Here is a 19,023-nt window from a genome sequence, read left to right on the forward strand (position 1 = left end):
TAATACTATTACATTTGTGCCTGTATAGTATATTAATAGTTGTCAAATTAACTTCGTATTTTTTGCAATCATTTCAATGTAAAATACTAATACCATTAAAATTAAGTATATGGGATTATATATTCTAAAAACAATTATTTGCTCAACTAAATTTGAGCTTTATAAGATTGTATTGTTTCTAAAAATATTGGACAGTAGTGTTTTAATTTATAACTTCCAACACCATCAATTAATATCATATCTTGTTTTGATTCTGGTTTTCTCTTAGCAAATTCTTCCAAAGTAAAATCTGAGAAAATGCTTACTGGTGGAATAGTTAATTTTTCACTTAATTGTTTACGTACAGCAACTAATTCATCGAATAAAGCACGGTCTACACCTTCTACAGTGTTGATGTTAACCTTTTCTTTTGATTTGCGTTTAAATGGTGTTGTATATATCGAAATTTGGTTATTAAGCAGTTCCTTTACAGAAACATCACAGGTTAATATTTCATCGTGTTCATTCAAAAATCCTTTAAATCGCAATTCATCAATAAGATGACTGAGTTCAGAAGTCGTATAGTTTTTCATAATACTATGCGTTGTCAATTGATTATAATCACAATAACGAATGTAATCAGAGTCTTCGCCCCTTAAAACTTGAATAATGACACTATAGCTTTCTTGCTGTTTCATACGTGCAATACAACTCACTATCATTTTAGCTTCGTTCGTCATGTCATATGTTTTATTTTCTCTAACACAATTACTACATTGTTCACATTCTTCTAGTTTTTCATTAGGTTCAAAATAATGTACAAGTGTTGCTTCTAGACACTTTTTAGTTTTTGTATATAGCAGCATTTTATTCAATTTTTCACCCATTTTTTCTTTGTAATCATCGTCTGCTTTTGAAGATGAAATGAAATATTGGTGTAACCCAATATCTCTATCACTGAATAAAAGTATGCAATCACTCTTCAATCCATCACGACCAGCACGCCCCGCTTCTTGATAATAAGACTCTAAATCACCAGGCATATTATAGTGAATCACAAATCGCACATTGGATTTATCAATCCCCATACCAAATGCGTTCGTTGCTACAACGACACGCACGCGATCATATACAAAATCATTTTGCGCTGCTTCACGCTCTTTATTGGATAAACCAGCGTGATATATTGTGCTACTAATTTTATTATTTTCAAGTGCTTCATGTAGTTCTTCTACTTGTTTACGTGTCGAGCAATAAATAATGCCTGCTTCTTTTTGATGTTCTTTAACATATTCTAGTACGAACTTTTGACGTTGATACGTTGGATTAACTTGAAATATTAAATTACGTCGTTTCGTACTTGTTTTAATTTCGTCATGCTTGTCGATATTTAAGCGATCCATAATATCTTTTTGCACTTCAATTGTAGCCGTTGCTGTTAATGCTACAATTGAAAAATCTTGTGGCAAGGCAAAAACCTTATGAATAACTTCTTGATAACTTGGTCTAAAATCATGTCCCCATTTTGAAATACAATGGGCTTCATCAAAGGCAACTAAATGTATATCTAACTGCTGTAATAAACGCATAAAGTTAGCATTATCAAAACGTTCCGGTGCAACATATAAAAATTGGATTTCTCCACTTTTTAGTTGTGCTTGAATGTCTTTTTGTTGCTTTTGAGTCAAACTACTATTTAAATATGCTGCGCGAATCCCCATGGCCTTTAATTGATCAACTTGATCTTTCATAAGTGAAATTAATGGGCTGATTACGATTGTCGTACCACCCAACATTAACCCTGGCACTTGGTAACAAATTGATTTTCCCCCACCAGTTGGTAAAACGCCAAGCACATTACGATGATCCATTACTTTAGTTATAATTTCTTTTTGACCTGGACGGAATGTGTCATAGCCAAAATAATGTGATAATGTTGCTTCCATGTTATATAATCCCTCATTGTTCTTTTAATTCTTCAAGTTCGCTCCATCTTGTTATATCTTCTTCATACAACATATTAAGATTTTGTTGTTCTTCATTTAATTCTTTTACTTTAGCATAATCAGAACTTGCTTCAACCATTTCTTGTTCGATTTCTTCTAATCTGTGCTCGGTTGTTTCAATACGCGCAATTATTGTTTCATATTCTTGTTTTTCTTTATATGATAAACCTTTTTTCTTTTTCTTTTCATACGTTGGTTTCACTTTAGCTTGTTGTTTTTCTTGCGTTTGTAATTTATCTATCTCTTTTTTATATGCTTCATAGTCATCAAAATTTCCTATGATACGTTCTATTTTTCCATCATGAATATACCAAAATTCTTGAGCAACTTTATTTAAAAAGTAGCGATCATGACTCACCGTGATAACTGTGCCGCCAAACGTATCGATATAATCTTCTAAAATAGTTAACGTTTCTGTATCTAAGTCATTAGTCGGTTCATCTAATAATAAAACATTAGGTTGATGCACTAATAATTTTAATAAGTACAATCTTTTTTGCTCTCCACCTGATAATTTATAAACTTTTTTACCATGTGTTGCACTTGGGAATAAAAAGCGTTCTAATAATTGCGTAACTGACACAGCAGTTCCATCTTTTTCTTTCGCTACTTCACTTTCCTCACGCAAATAATCAATCATTCTGATGTCCCTGTCTAAACGAGCTTCAGTCTGCCTGAAATAAGCAACTTTAACGGTTTGACCAACTTTCAATTCCCCTTCGAACGCCTGGTCATCACCATTCAAAATATTTAACAATGTTGTTTTACCAGCACCATTTGGTCCAACGATACCAATTTGTTGTCCATTTTGAATAATTTCAGTGACATGTTCAAATAATATTTTATCGCCTATACGTTTTGACACGTTATCAAGTTCAAAAACTTGTTTACCTAAACGTGAATACGCAAGATTTAAAGATGCTTTATCTTGTTGTTGTTGATTTTTCACATCGTGTTCTAAATCTTTAAATCTATTTTTTCGTGCTTGTTGCTTTGTAGAACGCGCTTTTACTCCTGCACGCATCCAAGCTAATTCTTGTTTATATAATGCGCGCTGTTTCGTTTGTTGTTTTTGCTCAACAATTTCGTTTTCAGCACGTTGTGCGATGTAATCTTCATAATTACCTGGATAAGCAGTTAATTTACCACGATCTAATTCAATAATGCGAGATGATACTTCATTTAAAAAGTAACGATCATGTGTTACAAACAGCACTGTATGCGGATACTGCTTAACATAATTAATTAACCAGTTGATTGACTCAAAATCTAGATGGTTCGTAGGTTCATCCAGAAGTAATAAATCCGGTTGCTCTATAAGTGTTTTAGCAAGACCAACACGTTTTTGTTGCCCACCTGAAAGTTCTCTCACTTTTTTAGTCGTATCATTGATGCCTAGCTTTGATAAAATAGTCTTAATTTCAGCACTATAATCCCAAGCTTGATATGTATGCATTGCTTCTTGTGCTTGCATCATTTGTTGAAAATCTGTCTCATTCTGCGTCTCACTATATTTTGTTACAGCAGCTTCATATGAGCGAATCACCTGAAGTGTCTTTGTCTCTGACGTTAATACCGCTTCAAAAACAGTTAAATCTCCTTCAAACTCTTGTTTTTGAGACGAATAACGTATGCGATATGCATTAGGATGTGAGACCTCTGCCTCGAAATCTTCATCCAAACCAGCAATTACTTTTAACAAAGTACTTTTGCCTGTACCATTAATACCTACAAGACCTATTTTTTCTCCTTCAGAAATAGACAGATGTAAATCATCGAAAATGATTTTATCAGCGTAAGATTTATGTAAATGTTCAATTTTGTAGGCTTCCATCGTCCAACATCCTTTTTAATATCGAAAATTATAATTAATTCTGTTAAACTTAATTTCAGTTCTATATATTATACACCTTTTTGAACTCAAATGATACAAGGGAGCGTAGCTTATGTCAGATTTTTTCCAAGACTTACCTCCTTTTATCCAAGCACTAATCGCAGGTATCATCACATGGTTATTGACTGCATTAGGTGCTGCAGCAGTCTTTATATTCAAAAGAGTAAATGATAAAATACTGAATTCAATGCAAGGATTTGCTGCAGGCATTATGATTGCTGCAAGTTTCTGGTCTCTATTACAACCATCAATCGATTACGGTTCTGGTTCATCTTTTGCATGGTTACCAGCAGCAATAGGTTTTTTATTGGGCGGTTTTTTTATACGCGCGTTAGATTTAGTTATTCCACACATTCACCCAAACACCCAAGACACTAACCAATACCAAGAAGGTGTAGGAACGAAAAAACTCAATAAAAATACATTACTTGTATTAGCCATTACATTGCATAACATACCAGAAGGTCTGTCTATTGGTGTAGCATTTGGTGGCGTAGTAGCTGGTAATGGACAAGCAACTTTTTTAGGTGCACTTGGTTTAGCAATTGGTATCGGGATCCAAAACATCCCCGAAGGCGCTGCGCTTTCAATGCCTATCAGAGCAGCTGGTGCTTCACGATGGAAAGCATTTAACTATGGACAAGCATCTGCAATTGTTGAGCCCATTTTTGCTACAATAGGCGCTGCTGCAGTTCTTTTCATTACGCCTATGTTACCTTATGCACTCGCTTTTGCCGCTGGAGCAATGATATTTGTTGTTGTAGAAGAGCTTATACCAGATTCTCAAGCTAGTAATAACACTGATTTAGCAACATTAAGTTTAATGCTAGGCTTTACTATTATGATGATTTTAGACGTTGCACTTGGATAAAAGGTAAAAGAAAAAGAAATAACTTGGATCCATTCTTCAAATAAAAAATGATGAGCCTGGGACAATCGTCTCAAAATCAAAACAAACAATCTGGGGCATAAAACCCAGAAAATAGCACTCAGATGATTGAATTCAATTCATCTGAGTGTTATTTTTTTATTCAACACTTCGTATTGTTGCCTCGCTTTCATAGGGAGGGCAGCTTCATCCTATAATCTTCAGCTTGTCCCATTCCCTCATGCGTCTCGCCAAAATACCTCACATTTGTTCAAGAACTATATGTCTCAGGAAATCTTATTTTGAGAATGGTGATTTATACCCCATCTCTTTTTAGCATTTATTTCTTGTTATTTTAAGCGTAAGTACTTGCTCGTAAAATGGATTAATCCGCTATCCCGCACTTCTTAAACTTCACTCATATTAAATAATTTAATACAATCATCATGTGCATTATAAGACACCATTCAATACACTTGCATATATAAAAGCCCTAATCCATTATCTAAAAAATGGATTAGGGCTTAAATAATTATTATTTTTTCTCTTGTCCTTTTGGACCTACTTCGTATTTATAATCTGATGGTTTCACTTTATCAAAGTCAGGATTATCATAAAATCTCAATAAGTCACCGTTTAAGACATCATCACTCATTTGCAAGTCTTTTTCAGCTTGCTGTTTACGTTTATCAAAATCACTAGGTTTTTCTGTTACTGGCTCATTATTTTTATTATCATATATTCTGCCATTTACATATTTGTAATCTTTCGTTACAAAGTCACCGTTTCTAAACGGTACAGTATCATTATGATCTTTTGATAATAAGTCTGTACCCATCATGAGATAATTCTTAGTATCAATACCCATTAAATGTAGTAATGTAGGCATTACATCTGCTTGTCCAGCATATGTTTTATCAACAGTACCTTCTTTACCAGGGATTTTCAACCAGAAACCTGTACGATTTAAATCTGTAAACTTAGCTGGTGTAATATCTTCACCTAATAATTTTTCCATTGCTTTGTTATGATTTTCTGAAATACCGTAATGGTCACCGTAAATCATGATAACTGAATCATCATAGACGCCTTTTTTCTTCAATTCATTTACAAATTGTTCTAACGATTCGTCCAAATATCTCGCAGTCTGTACATAACCGTCAACTGTTGAATCACCAGTATTTGGTTTATCAATTGATGCATCTTCTGGAGATAAAGTGAACGGATAATGGTTCGTTAGTGTAATCAAATGACTATAGAAAGGTTCTTTTTCTTTCGCTAAATAATCTGCTGATTCATCAAAGAATTCTTTATCTTTCAGTCCTAAATTCTCTTGATTTTCTTCAGACATATCATAGTACGTTGCATCATAGAATTTATCTACGCCGAAATGTTTATAAACTTGGTCACGGTTCCAGAAAGTTTTATAATCACCGTGCATCACGCTAGATGTGTAACCTTGTTGTTGATGCAAAATCGCTGGTAATGATTGGAACGTATTGTCACCTTTAAGTGAGAATGCCGAACCTTGTGGTAAACCATATAAACTATTATCCATTGTAAACTCTGAATCTGAAGTTTTACCTTGTCCTGTCTGATGGAAGAAGTTTGGATAGTATCTAAAATCTTCATTACCAGTAGAAAGTTTATTTAAGAAAGGTGTAACTTCTTCACCATTTACTTTTTTGTTAATCAAGAAAGTTTGGAAACTTTCTAAGTGTATTTTAATCACATTTTTTTTCTTAGCCGCTCCGAAGTATTCTGGATTCGGCTGTGTTTGTTTTTGTTTCGTATAATTTAAGACTTTTGTTAAATCATCTTCATTTGCTAATGCTTTTTGTTGATTATTTTGTATCGTTTTTACACCATCATAAACTGTGAAGTTATATGGACCTAAGTATTTAACTAAATATTTATGGTCGAATGTACGTGTTAATAATTCCGGACGATCAGATTCAGCAAAAGCTAGGTTTAAGAAAAATAATGCAACGGATGCTGCCATAATCACTGGAACAAATTTTTTGCTAAACACACGCTTGTCTAACCATTTTTGTTTAAATATTAATACAAATAAATAAATGATTGTATCGATAAAGTAAACAAAGTCATACCATTTAAATGAAGCTGATACAGCACCACCCATTGATTCAACATTACCTACTTGATTTAATGTACTAAAAGTCAAGAAGTCAGAGAAAAATCTAAAATATACAACATTTGCGTATAATAAGAAGGTTAAAATAAAACCGCCTATAAAGATAAACCAAAATGCTTTCTTACCTTTGAAGAATAAGAAAATACTCAATACTAATGCAATTAAACTATATGGATTCATTAATAAGATTAAATTTTGAACTAACCCTTTAACACCTAAAGAAAAGTCAACATAGTATGAAAAATACGTTTTAGCAGTAACTGTTAATACAGTTAAAATAAAAAACGCAAAAAGAGTTAGTTTCTTTTTGTGTAGACTCATGTCTGTTCCCCCGATATAAATTAATAAAAGTTGGTGCTAATACCTAGCCCAATTAAAATACTTTGTAATCATTGTTAATGTGTAGCTTATATTATCTAACAATGTCTTTATCGTTATTTGCGAAAGTTAAAATTTAAATAAGAAAAATAGGGTGACATCCTGTATCTTTCTTCTAAAACACATCTTTTTACCTTTTGTCACTAATTTATTTTTATAAAGTAGCAATTTTTATTTTTAATGAAATTTATTGATTCTTTTTGAAAAATTATATTTGTTGTAATGTAAATTATGTTAATGCGTTTCATTAAGTTTTACATCGTTTTTACACTGCATTCACTCTGTAACATCTTTGTAATAAAACGATTATAGTTCAATTAATAAATATAAAGCAATTCTTGTCTAATATCAAGTAAAAACACACTTTTTTTAATTAAAAACGCTGATTTAACCGTTTTATGAAGGTATCATTAACCTATTGTGAATACGTGATTAAAATAAGATTAAAATTTAAATTTCCTTTATAATTATACTTGCTCTATTTAATAAATTAATCAGGCCTTGGACCTATTTAAATAATGGTTAATTTATACTGAATGGCTTATGCAATTACTTAATCTTATCATATTCAACACGATCACCGTTTATAATACTAGATAAATGAGTACAAATATTTAAGAATTAATCACTGAATCTAAATGTTTATCGAATAATCACTAATTATGTATCACAAATAAAATTTCAGAACTATATTTTAGTTAAACATTTGTCTAAGATTTATGTATATTGAGAAAATCATCTAATGTAAAAAACCTTAGGTAATTTATTACCTAAGGTTTTTTACATTCTAAAATTCATTAACCAAAAGACATATTGATATAATAATTATTTTATGGATAAAAGATTTTTAATTTTAAATGCACACTTTCACAACGTATTACTATACAAAAATCCGTTTATTTTTTTGTGTATACTATTTTAACATTTCTAATTGCATTCTATACTCAATACCATGAAACAGTTGATTTAACCAATTGGTATATTTTATTAAATTCTTTTCTGCAGTTTCAACATCTATGAATTGAAACTTCAACTTAGTACCGGGATGTTTTTGGCCTAACTTCGTTAAGTGATAACTGGCGATTGTCCCTATTTGTGGGTAACTGCCTAATGTGTAATGATCATTTAACAATATAATAGGTGTACCGTCCCTCTTAACTTGAATCGTTCCTATTTGTACAGATTGATGTGCAGGCATATCTTCATAAAATGCTTTAACAGGTTGACCTTCAACATACATGCCCACCCTATTCGCTTTACTTGTCACTTTATATTCCCCATAAATAAAACGATTTAAAGCATCTTGATTAAAATCTTCTGTTCCTTTGTTTTTAATGACATGAAATACATCTGACATATAATTAAAAGAAAGTGCATAGCCATCTATACCCCAATCTGTTTGATGTGTATGTTCAAGATTCTCAAAAAGTTTGTGGTGACGTTCTGTATAATCACGTTTCATATTGATTTCATCGCCTTTTTCTAATTTGCGACCATTAAAACCACCTAGTTTAGACATAAAATCAGTAGATGTAGAACCCAGCCATTCGTCTAACTCAAATCCTCCACCAACGGCTAAGTAAACTCTTGAGGTCCGTGAAGTTTCTGTAAACTCAAGTACATCACCTTTTTCCATTAAATAAAGTTTATTAGGTAAGACTTTTAAATTAGAAGTTTTGGCTTTAAAACTGCCGCCACTTAATGCAATTAAAGTAGGTTCAGTGAAACGAATACTAGCCATTCTATTGGTCATTTCTAATGTTGCTTCATGTTTATCGTTGGCTACCAACCGATTAGCAATTTCATGTGACAATGGGTCTAAAGCACCGCTTGGGATTACACCATTGTGTTCAAAACCGATACGACCAAAATCTTGAAAACTTGAGAACAATCCTTCATTTTCTATTATGATTGACATGGTTTAAATCCCCCTAAATCCAATGCTTCTGCTGTCATAGCCTTAAATTGCACATTATCTCCTAATTTTAAAGTCGTAAAATCTGTTTGATGTGGATTAAATAATTCAACTGGCGTATAGCCTATCACTAGCCAATCACCATAAGTATCAATCGTAGTAATACCTGTTTTCTTACCTTCAATAATCACTGATCCCGCAGGAATAAATGCTTTTTTACCACCTGTGTGATTTACAAATAAACGCTTATCCATCCCTGTTAAATATGGAAATCCTGGAGAATAGCCCATCATTGATACGAAAAAGTTCGAATTTGTATGTAATTTTACAAATTTGTCAAAACCCATTTTATAATATTTTAGCAAAGACGCTAAATCTGGACCGAATTCACCACCATATACGACAGGTATTTGAATTGGTTCAGACGTCTCTTCTACATGTTTTATTTCTAATTGAACAGATTGCAACAATGCTTTCATATATAAAAATGGTGATTTTATGTTGTGATGTTTAATCATATCTCTGGCGTCATAGCAAATCATCATATCCGACTCTGTTGGCACAATTTCCGTAATAAAAGGATAATTTTTGTTAACAAGATATGTTTTTAACGCGAGTAAATCGTCAGTTAAATCTTTGGAGACTTCTTTTTCTATAGAAACCACAATTGCTTGGTCACCTTGACTGTATATCTTCATAAATTCACCTCATCTATTGTGACTATCGATAAAATACATTTAATATTTGTATTAAGTAGCGTATTAATTCTTTAACTAAACCATAGATAAATATCAACTGAATAGCACATGAAATAGTGACGATTAACTTAGTAGCAGAATATTTATGTTGATTCATTAAATAGGTTACATACCATTTTGTAAGGCCGATTAGCGCGATAATTAATAAGAGCCAAATCAATATCATTATTTTGCCTCGCTTGCTGACATTAGATTTTTTAAAACTCGTATAACTTTGTTGATCTTAATTCAACTCATACAGTTAAACTACATCTATGTGTGGCATATTTGATATTTCCAACTATTGGCATCAAACACGCTCACAACAACGTTTCATCACAATTATAAGAATTAAAATTAATATTTTTCTTATACTTTCTATATTCTATAGATTTATTACAACATCGGCAACCTCTCTCAAACTATTTATCAGAAAAACTTGAATTTGATTCCGCCTTAACTTTTGCTTAAAATCTGTCAAACTATAATCTTTTTCTATCAATTTACCTTTTTCTATTAATTCTTGTCTCTTACACCCTTTTAAAAAGTCTTCATTGTATGCTGGTGTATAATAATAGTTTCCCTCTTTGATCATAATATTTCCAATATCAAATTCTAATATTTTTCCTGATTTGTCATAGAGTAAGATGAGATCAGTTTCATGATTATGTGCTAAATGATCCCTATTTGTTGTTTTATTCGTAAGCACTCGTTTATCTTGAATTTGAGGTGAAGGTACAATTTTTGCCGTAAAGCTATCTTTTTGAGGTAATTCCGCAACTTCATATTTAAAAATACCGTTAGAGTGTAATATAATTTTCACTCTATAAGTTCCTGTAAAATATAAGCCTTTAATTTCCGAAATCGTTTTGTTCCATTGCGCATCTTCGAAAGTCATTTGGAATTGATTTGCCGAATGTTTTATTCTGTCGTAATGATACATCAGCCTTGAAAATTTGCCAGAATCTAATCGTAATGTTTCAAATAACTGCATTATAATCTCTCCAATATTTTTGTCTTATCAATAAATTCTTGCACTTCAGATTCTGGATCAGAATCAATGGTAATACCTGCGCCAACGCCATAAACAGCTTTCCCATTAATATATTGAATTGTACGAATAGGTACATTAAAAATAGATTTCCCATCAGGTAGCAATAAGCCTATCGTTCCACAATAACCATTTCTTGGTGTTTGCTCTAATTGTTTAATATATTTCATTGTGTTCAGTTTCGGTGCACCGGTAATTGAACCACAAGGGAAAATGGCTTCGAGAACACGTAATAAACACATATGATTTGGTAATTGTCCAGTTACCATGGATGTCATTTGATAAACTGTTTGATATTTTTCAATATGAAACGGTTGATATACTTTAACTGTTCCAGTATTGGCTACTCTACTTATATCATTACGCAACAAATCAACAATCATTACATTTTCCGCTCTATCCTTGGTAGAGTTTCTTAATTTTTCAAAATGTTCCTTATCTTCTAATTCTGTTTCTCCCCTAGCTATGGTCCCTTTCATGGGTTTACTTAATACAATATTTGATTGATTTTTAAAGGGCCCATATTGAAAAAATAGCTCTGGTGATAATGATGCAATTTGAACTTCTTCTGTATCAATCAGTGCAGAATAATGTCCATGATTCCCACCCTGTAGTACATGGTAAAGTTCAGAAATTGGGCCTTGTATATCATCGCTCAATCTTGTTGTATAATTAACTTGATATGTATTGCCTTCAACAATCGCTTTTTGTACTTGTTTTATATGTTCAATCATTTGCGCATGTGCATATTGAAATTCAAAGTTATATTTACGCTGATATGTGCCATTTTGTTCATTTATGCTATCATGTACTGCTTCAAATACATATGCAGCAGCATAAACAAATGCACTATCGGAAGTTACTGTTGCTAACTGATCATTAAAATAACTTGCCGCTTCATACGGTAAATATAAAGCTACATATTGCCCTTTGCTTTGATGTAATTCAGCAAATTGAATGACTGCTCCAATGTCCTGCTTTTGATATGCTATTTTTTTACATACACATTGTTTAAATAGATATTGATAAGTTTCGGTTTCGGTTTCATTTATGTAATATTGATAATTAAATTTTACTTGCATGATGTGCCTCCACAATTTCAATAAATAATTTAATTTGGTCGATACCGTATTCACTCAAAAATGATTCAGGATGGTATTGGACACCATAAACAGCAAATGCTCGATGTTCACAAGCCATAATAATCCCTTTATCATTGGTTGCTGTCACGGTTAGCTCAGCAGGAAATGTAGGTATATCAGCCATTAATGAGTGATAACGCATAACATTAAATGCTTTTGGTAAATTTTTAAAAATACCTTTGCCTGTATGCGTAATTAAAGTTGTATGTCCATGGATAGGCTTATAGTTCTTTACGATGTGCCCACCAAAATAACTAATAATTTGTTGAAACCCTAAACACACACCCAAAATCGGCACATGGTTCATAAATTGTGTTATGACTTCATTTAAAATCGGATAATCTGACGGCGTTCCTGGCCCTGGCGATATTACAATTGCTGAGGGTTTCATATTGATCAGCTTTTCTATATTAATTTCATCCACATCAATCACTGTGATTGCCTCTGTATAACATTGTTTGAGATAGTCCACGATATTATAGGTAAATGAGTCTTTATTATCGATTACAAGTAGCATTGAATCACCTCAATTATAATTATATATTGTTCTAATATAGTCATTATCCCAAATCTCAACTTGATTTTACAGCTTAAATGTATTATTCTAGTCACGGTATAAATATAACAGAGGTTTCTAGCTGACACCCTCTATAAAAAACTAGACACTTGAACGACGTCTATCTTTTTATAGAGATAGGCGTTTTTTTATGGCGTCATAAGTTTTATATGGCAAAGCTAGCACGATATTTTAAGGAGTGTAAACTATAATGACACAACAGCCATTAAACAATAATAAAGCCATCGTCGTTTTTAGCGGGGGCCAAGACAGTACAACCTGTTTATTTTGGGCAAAAAAACATTTTGATGAAGTAGTCTTAGTGACTTTTGAATATGGACAAAGGCACGATACAGAAATTCAAGTTGCAAAACAAATCGCCAAGGAGCAAGCAGTAGAACACCATGTACTTGATATGTCACTATTATCTCAACTCACTCCTAATGCGCTCACACAACATGACATTGATATAAATGAAGATGAAGACGGCATGCCAAACACTTTTGTACCTGCACGTAACTTGCTGTTCTTATCATTTGCTGGCGCACTAGCTTATCAAACTAATACAAAACATATTATCACAGGCGTATGTGAAACAGACTTTTCTGGTTACCCTGATTGTCGGGATAACTTTATAAAGTCAATGAACGTTACACTTTCACTCTCTATGGATAAAGATTTCGTTATTCACACACCGTTAATGTGGCTTGATAAGAAACAAACATGGGTATTGAGTGATGAACTCGGTGTATTAGACTATGTTAGAAATCGAACGTTAACTTGTTATAACGGTATTATTGGTGAAGGTTGTGGCGAATGCCCTGCCTGTAAATTACGCGCACGTGGTCTTAATGCTTATTTAAAAGAAAAAGGAGCGAATTAATATGTTCCAACAAAATTATCCGAGTGTGAACCACAATTACCAATTTGAACTTAATAAGGATTTTAATTTTTCAGCTGCACATTATATTCCAAGTGAAGACGCTGGAAAATGCATGCGTACGCATGGACATACTTATTTTGTCAACTTAACAATCGGTGGAGATACCGTAGACCATAATGGATTTTTAGTGAATTTTAGTGAATTGAAGCAGCTCGTTCACGGACAATTCGACCACCAATTATTGAATGAGTTACCTCAATTTAAAGGTAAAAGTCCATCGACTGAAATTGTTGCACAAACGATATATGAGATGGTTCAGTCCTCATTAGATCAAAGACCAAACAAACCACAATGCTTACAAGTTTATGTTAGAGAAACACCAACAAGTTATGTCATATATCGACCAAAGGAGCTAAATCATGAGTAAAATACCTGTGCTTGAAATTTTTGGTCCAACGATACAAGGTGAAGGCCGTGTAATCGGTCGTAAAACCATGTTTGTACGTACAGCTGGATGTGATTATCGTTGTAGTTGGTGTGACTCAAGTTTTACATGGGACGGCAGTGCTAAAGAAGATATACGCATGATGGATGCCACAGAGATTTATGAGAAATTATATGACATTGCGGGTGAATCATTTAACCACGTAACAATTTCAGGAGGTAATCCTGCTTTAATAAAAGGCATTCAAGGATTAGTCGATTTATTCGAAGAAAAAGGCATACAAAGCGCTCTAGAAACCCAAGGAAGCAAATTCCAGCCATGGATGACACAAATTGATGATTTAACAATTAGTCCAAAACCACCTAGCTCAATGATGAAACCAAATTTACCTATATTAGATGACGTCATTGCTAAATGTAAGCCAGAAACACTCAATCTCAAGGTAGTTATTTTTGATGACGATGACTTTGAATTCGCAAAAATGATTCATCATAGATATCCTAATGTGCCATTTTATTTACAAGTTGGGAATCCATACCTAGATGGAGAATATGTCGAATCTCATACAGAAAAGTTACTTTCATTATATGAAGCCCTTGTTAATCGTGTTATGGATAGTAGCGATATGAATAATGTATATGTATTACCTCAATTACACACATTACTTTGGAGTAATAAAAAAGGTGTTTAAATTGAGTAAATCAACCGGTTCGTTGTATAATGCTCTTTGTCTATACAATAAATCGGTTTTTCTTTTGTACATTAAATATAGTAATGATTGTCACTGTAAATATAATTATTAAAAATAATAACATTTTTACAATATGTCAGATGATGACTTATAATTTTTTAAAACATCAACTGTTATTAAATGATTAAATCTAACTTAATTGATATAATGTTGCAGTGAAGTATCTAGGTTAGGAGAGCAACATGCTAATAAATATAATCATCAATATAGCTACGGTAGTAATCATACTCGGTATTGATTTATATCGTCAGAATTTCAAACAACTTAAGTTTAGCTCTATACTTTTATCAATAACTATTAACAGTATCATCAATTTAGTCTTTGTTGGTAAATACGATTACATAACATTTTACACTTGCACTCAATTGGTTATTTGGACATTATTGCAATTGTATCTCAATAAAAAAACAAAAATATATGTGATAACTGATCAAAAATTTATTGGTTTTATTTTAACGATTATCATGAGTACATCTTTAATCCTTTCATACGATACAAGTAAAGATTCTTACTATATGTCCATTCCGTATTTAGCTCCAGCTATTTTTCTCATAGGTGCAACTTTATTGTTCTATAGTACATTTCAAACACATGAAAAAGAACAAATTAAAATCTTGAATCGTATTCGTAAACCAGTAATGATTGGGCAAATTATTATTGTATTATCTTTTACAATCATGCCGTTATTAACACCTTATTGGTATGCCTTTATTATTGTACATTTATTATTCTTACTTTTTTTATTATGGCAGAATATATTTTTTTCAAAAAAATGATTAGCAAATTATATTTTGTGGTATGTAATAATTGATAATAATATTTAAAAAGGAGGTATACTTATGTTTGGATTTATTATTATGTTAATTGTCGGCGGTTTGATTGGCTGGATTGCTGGTGGTATCGTCGGTAAAGATATCCCTGGAGGTATTTTAGGTAATATTATTGCCGGTATCGTAGGTTCTGCACTAGGCTCATGGATATTAGGTGATTGGGGTTGGCACTTAGGCGGTATCGCTATCTTCCCTGCACTAATTGGAACAATTGTTCTTGTTGCCCTTTTATCATTTATATTGGGTAAATTACGTAAAAAATAAATGGTTTGTAAAATTTTTAGTTTTAACAGAAATTCCTAAAACTTAATGTCATAGTTTCTATATCGACAGAAGATGACTATATAGCGAAAGTATTCAGGAATACTAAAATCTCAACCAAAAATAAGCGTCAATTTCTATAAACATATTATAGAAATTGACGTTTTTTTGTTTTTTGAAGTTATATTATCTTGAGGGGTTTATAATCTATCTTTCGTAAAATGTCACTCGTATCAACCTTAGTCGTTGTTTTAACTTTGTGTGTATGGCACAACAATAACCTAAAATCTAAAATAACTTTTATAAAACAAACATTACTTCTATATCAAAATTTCTTTGACTATAGTGTTTTTGTTTTTAAAAGTATTTAACTAATTAGACTCGTTCTATAATTTTGTAATGTGCTAATGCTTGAGAATGATATGCTTAAAAGCCTACAGACTCAATTGTATCTCCAAGCATCTAAGGTCAAAATTGTAATAATCATTTTGTTTATACACAAAGAAGCCCCCAGGCTATACTTTTAGCATAGCTTGAGGGCTAGAATTATCTGTGTTTAACGAGCGTTTTATTTTTTTCAGTTTTCACCTTATGTGATGGTACATAAAAATGCTCTTCTCTATTTATTCTGTTTTCATTATTTTCTTCTGGATATTCAGACATTTCTATTTCAGATCCCAATCCTGTTGTTTTGTGTATTGGTTTCAAATTAGATACTTGAACAATATATTTTGGTCGCTGTTTTACTTCATAATATATCCTACCGATATATTCGCCTATAATACCTATTGAAATAAGTTGTATACCTCCAAGTAATAAAATAGCTGCAATGGTTGAAAAGTATCCTGGTGTTTTCACACCGTTAATCATAATGTTACCAAAGCTAAATACAATATAAAGTAGACTCACAAAAAATACGATAAGTCCTAAATAAATCATAGCCCGTAACGGCTTATTATTAAATGAAATCAAGCCATCTATTCCATAATTTAGTAATTTACCAAATGACCATTTAGACGTACCTTCTTCTCTTTCAACGTTTTCATAAGTGAAAACCTTAGTATTATAACCTATCCATTCATACAACCCTTTTGAAAAACGATTATATTCATTTAACGATGTTAATGAGTGTAGTGCGCGTTGACTAAGCAACCTAAAATCTCCAACGCCATCTTCTAATTTAATATCCTCAACAAAGTGATTAATCATTTTATAATAGCATTTAGTTAAAAATTTTCTTGAACGTTTTTCACCTGTTCTATCACGTTTTGCAACAACTTGATCATAGCCATCCAAATAACTATCTATCATCTGTGGTATAAGCTCTGGCGGGTGCTGTAAATCAGCATCAATCATCACAACAGCATCACATGCCACACTGTGTTGGAAACCGGCAATCATCGCTGATTCTTTACCAAAATTCCTACTGAACGAAATATACTTCACATGTTCATCATGAGTTGCCATTTCTTGAATATAATTAATCGTTTTATCATGGCTACCATCATCTACAAATAGTAAATCATAGTTATAGTGACGGTTAAGACTATCTTTTTCTAGTATTTCAGTTAACCTATGGTATGTTTTTAATATTACTTCACCTTCGTTATAACATGGCACTATAACTCTTATCTGCATAATAAACACCTTCATTTCAATTACTTCAATTTCACTTTACCAATATTTACAGTTATTTCGCCATTCTTTTCATTTAGATTTACATAATTTTTATATTTCCTTAATATTCAATTATAAAACTTACACGCTTTAAAAAAATTGCCGAAACAGATAACATCAATGGTTTACATAACAAAGAAAATCTAAAATGCAATTTTCAAATTTTTCTAATAAAACAGATTATATATACACATAAATGTTGCTCTATATCTTTTTTGAAAAAAGTTGTAACTTTGTCCGTCTAGTTTATCAACTATTTGTCAGAAATGGAAACAAAACCTAATATTAGTAAAATTAAAAAAATAAGATAGAGAATTAAGTGTCATTAAAACAATTCTCTATCTTACACAATATAAAATAATCAGCTTACAACCTTTTAGGTATATGTTACAGAAAATAGACCAATGATTATAATCGCTGATTATTAATTTTGTAATTATTATTCAGTAACACATGCTGATAAAACGATTTAAACTTACTACTTTAAATAACTTATTTTAAATCACCTATACGCACTTGATCAGGATCTTTACCTTGACGAGCATCTCGATTTAGATTATCAATTTCAGCAATGTCTGTTAATTCTAAATTAAAATCAAAAATTTCATAATTTTCTTGGATACGTTTTGGTGTTTTAGATTTAGGTATAATCAAACGGTTGTGTGCTAAATGCCAACGCAACACAATTTGCGCAGGTGTTTTACTATAACGTTCAGCAATATCAGCAATGACAGGATGTTCAAGTAAACCTTGGTTTCGCATGAGCGGCATCCAAGCTGTCACGGCGATATCATGCTTATCACAAAAATCTTGTAATTCATGCTGATTGAAATAAGGATGTACCTCCACTTGATTTACTGCAGGTGTAATTTCTGTTTCAGCCATCAATTTTTCTAAATGATGTTGCTTAAAGTTACATACACCAATTGCACGTATTCGACCTTCTTTGTATAATTTTTCCATCGCTCTATATGTTTCAATAAAAAGTCCATCTTCTTCACATGGCCAATGTATTAAAAATAAATCTAAATAATCAGTGCCTAAATTCTCTATAGATTTTGTAAAAAATTCAATCGTTTTATCATACCCTTGATAATCATTCCATATCTTTGAAGTAATAAACAATTCAGAACGGGGCACATCAGATTTTTTCAAAGCATTGCCTAATGCAATTTCATTTTTATAAAAGTAAGCTGTATCAAAAGCACGGTAACCGATATCTAAAGCGCTAGATACAGCTTTTTCCATTTCCTCATCAGTAATTTTGTAAACACCCAAACCGATTTTCGGCATAGGGTAACCATTATTTAAATAATAAGTATCTTCTATCATAAATTTATCCTCCTCTTTATTAGTATAGATGTATATTTTCATCCTTTAAATAAAAAAACTGGGACATTGATTGATGTCCCAGTTTTTGCAATACCTACTCATTTTTATAATACAAGTTGTATGCGTATGGTGCAAAATATATGTTGATATTTTGCTAGCAAAT

Annotated in this window: 16 protein-coding genes; 6 read left to right on the top strand and 10 right to left on the bottom strand. The window is 31.9% G+C overall.

Annotated features, from left to right (window positions below; genetic code table 11):
• Positions 1-146: 146 nt before the first annotated feature.
• Both recQ and NST87_RS10375 read right to left on the bottom strand, forming a co-directional pair.
• The gene (gene recQ / locus NST87_RS10370) at positions 147-1,925 is read right to left on the bottom strand and encodes a DNA helicase RecQ (RefSeq protein WP_019469529.1); all 1,779 of its coding nucleotides are present in this window, start codon (positions 1,923-1,925) and stop codon (positions 147-149) included.
• Positions 1,926-1,938: 13 nt separating this feature from the next.
• Positions 1,939-3,819, bottom strand: coding sequence for an ABC-F family ATP-binding cassette domain-containing protein (locus tag NST87_RS10375; RefSeq protein ID WP_040030232.1), 1,881 nt, complete (start codon positions 3,817-3,819; stop codon positions 1,939-1,941).
• A 112-nt stretch (positions 3,820-3,931) separates the two neighbouring features.
• Between NST87_RS10375 and NST87_RS10380 the strand changes: the two genes are divergently transcribed.
• Positions 3,932-4,750, top strand: a complete 819-nt coding sequence (locus tag NST87_RS10380; protein ID WP_019469531.1) for a ZIP family metal transporter — start codon at positions 3,932-3,934, stop codon at positions 4,748-4,750.
• Positions 4,751-5,282: 532 nt separating this feature from the next.
• On the opposite strand, the gene ltaS is transcribed toward NST87_RS10380, so the two are convergent.
• The 6 genes from ltaS to NST87_RS10410 form a co-directional block, all read right to left on the bottom strand.
• Positions 5,283-7,223 carry a polyglycerol-phosphate lipoteichoic acid synthase LtaS gene (gene ltaS, locus NST87_RS10385; protein ID WP_019469532.1) on the bottom strand — a complete coding sequence of 647 codons (1,941 nt, stop codon included), beginning with the start codon at positions 7,221-7,223 and terminating at the stop codon, positions 5,283-5,285.
• A gap of 970 nt (positions 7,224-8,193) precedes the next feature.
• Positions 8,194-9,198, bottom strand: coding sequence for a 5-oxoprolinase subunit C family protein (locus NST87_RS10390; RefSeq protein WP_040030233.1), 1,005 nt, complete (start codon positions 9,196-9,198; stop codon positions 8,194-8,196).
• Entirely contained in the window at positions 9,186-9,893 is a 708-nt protein-coding gene (gene pxpB, locus NST87_RS10395; RefSeq protein ID WP_040030234.1) for a 5-oxoprolinase subunit PxpB, read from the bottom strand. Before pxpB ends, NST87_RS10390 begins: the two co-directional genes overlap by 13 nt.
• A gap of 424 nt (positions 9,894-10,317) precedes the next feature.
• Complete coding sequence (locus NST87_RS10400) at positions 10,318-10,926, bottom strand: aminotransferase class IV (protein WP_019468264.1); 609 nt, start codon at positions 10,924-10,926, stop codon at positions 10,318-10,320.
• Positions 10,926-12,065 (bottom strand): chorismate-binding protein, encoded by a 1,140-nt coding sequence (locus NST87_RS10405; protein WP_040030235.1) that lies wholly within the window; start codon positions 12,063-12,065, stop codon positions 10,926-10,928. Before NST87_RS10405 ends, NST87_RS10400 begins: the two co-directional genes overlap by 1 nt.
• Positions 12,049-12,642 (bottom strand): anthranilate synthase component II, encoded by a 594-nt coding sequence (locus NST87_RS10410; RefSeq protein ID WP_040030236.1) that lies wholly within the window; start codon positions 12,640-12,642, stop codon positions 12,049-12,051. Before NST87_RS10410 ends, NST87_RS10405 begins: the two co-directional genes overlap by 17 nt.
• Before the next feature lie 250 nt (positions 12,643-12,892).
• Here NST87_RS10410 and queC point away from each other — a divergent pair, with 250 nt between their 5' ends.
• From queC to NST87_RS10435, 5 genes are all read left to right on the top strand, one after another.
• Entirely contained in the window at positions 12,893-13,564 is a 672-nt protein-coding gene (gene queC / locus NST87_RS10415) for a 7-cyano-7-deazaguanine synthase QueC (RefSeq protein WP_040030237.1), read from the top strand.
• Position 13,565: 1 nt separating this feature from the next.
• Positions 13,566-13,991 (top strand): 6-carboxytetrahydropterin synthase QueD, encoded by a 426-nt coding sequence (gene queD / locus NST87_RS10420; RefSeq protein ID WP_019468260.1) that lies wholly within the window; start codon positions 13,566-13,568, stop codon positions 13,989-13,991.
• Complete coding sequence (gene queE / locus NST87_RS10425; RefSeq protein ID WP_019468259.1) at positions 13,984-14,700, top strand: 7-carboxy-7-deazaguanine synthase QueE; 717 nt, start codon at positions 13,984-13,986, stop codon at positions 14,698-14,700. The genes queD and queE overlap by 8 nt, the downstream gene beginning before the upstream one ends.
• A 242-nt stretch (positions 14,701-14,942) precedes the next feature.
• Positions 14,943-15,536 (top strand): hypothetical protein, encoded by a 594-nt coding sequence (locus NST87_RS10430; protein ID WP_019468258.1) that lies wholly within the window; start codon positions 14,943-14,945, stop codon positions 15,534-15,536.
• Positions 15,537-15,599: 63 nt separating this feature from the next.
• Entirely contained in the window at positions 15,600-15,854 is a 255-nt protein-coding gene (locus tag NST87_RS10435) for a GlsB/YeaQ/YmgE family stress response membrane protein (protein WP_019468257.1), read from the top strand.
• A gap of 543 nt (positions 15,855-16,397) precedes the next feature.
• Here NST87_RS10435 and NST87_RS10440 read toward each other — a convergent pair.
• Both NST87_RS10440 and NST87_RS10445 read right to left on the bottom strand, forming a co-directional pair.
• A complete protein-coding gene (locus NST87_RS10440; protein ID WP_019468256.1) occupies positions 16,398-17,489 on the bottom strand; it encodes a glycosyltransferase family 2 protein in 1,092 nt (363 codons plus the stop codon).
• A gap of 531 nt (positions 17,490-18,020) precedes the next feature.
• Positions 18,021-18,860, bottom strand: coding sequence for an aldo/keto reductase (locus NST87_RS10445; protein ID WP_019468255.1), 840 nt, complete (start codon positions 18,858-18,860; stop codon positions 18,021-18,023).
• Positions 18,861-19,023 lie beyond the last annotated feature (163 nt).

It is taken from the genome of Staphylococcus sp. FSL W8-0271 (assembly GCF_038006605.1).
Classification (GTDB): domain Bacteria; phylum Bacillota; class Bacilli; order Staphylococcales; family Staphylococcaceae; genus Staphylococcus; species Staphylococcus cohnii.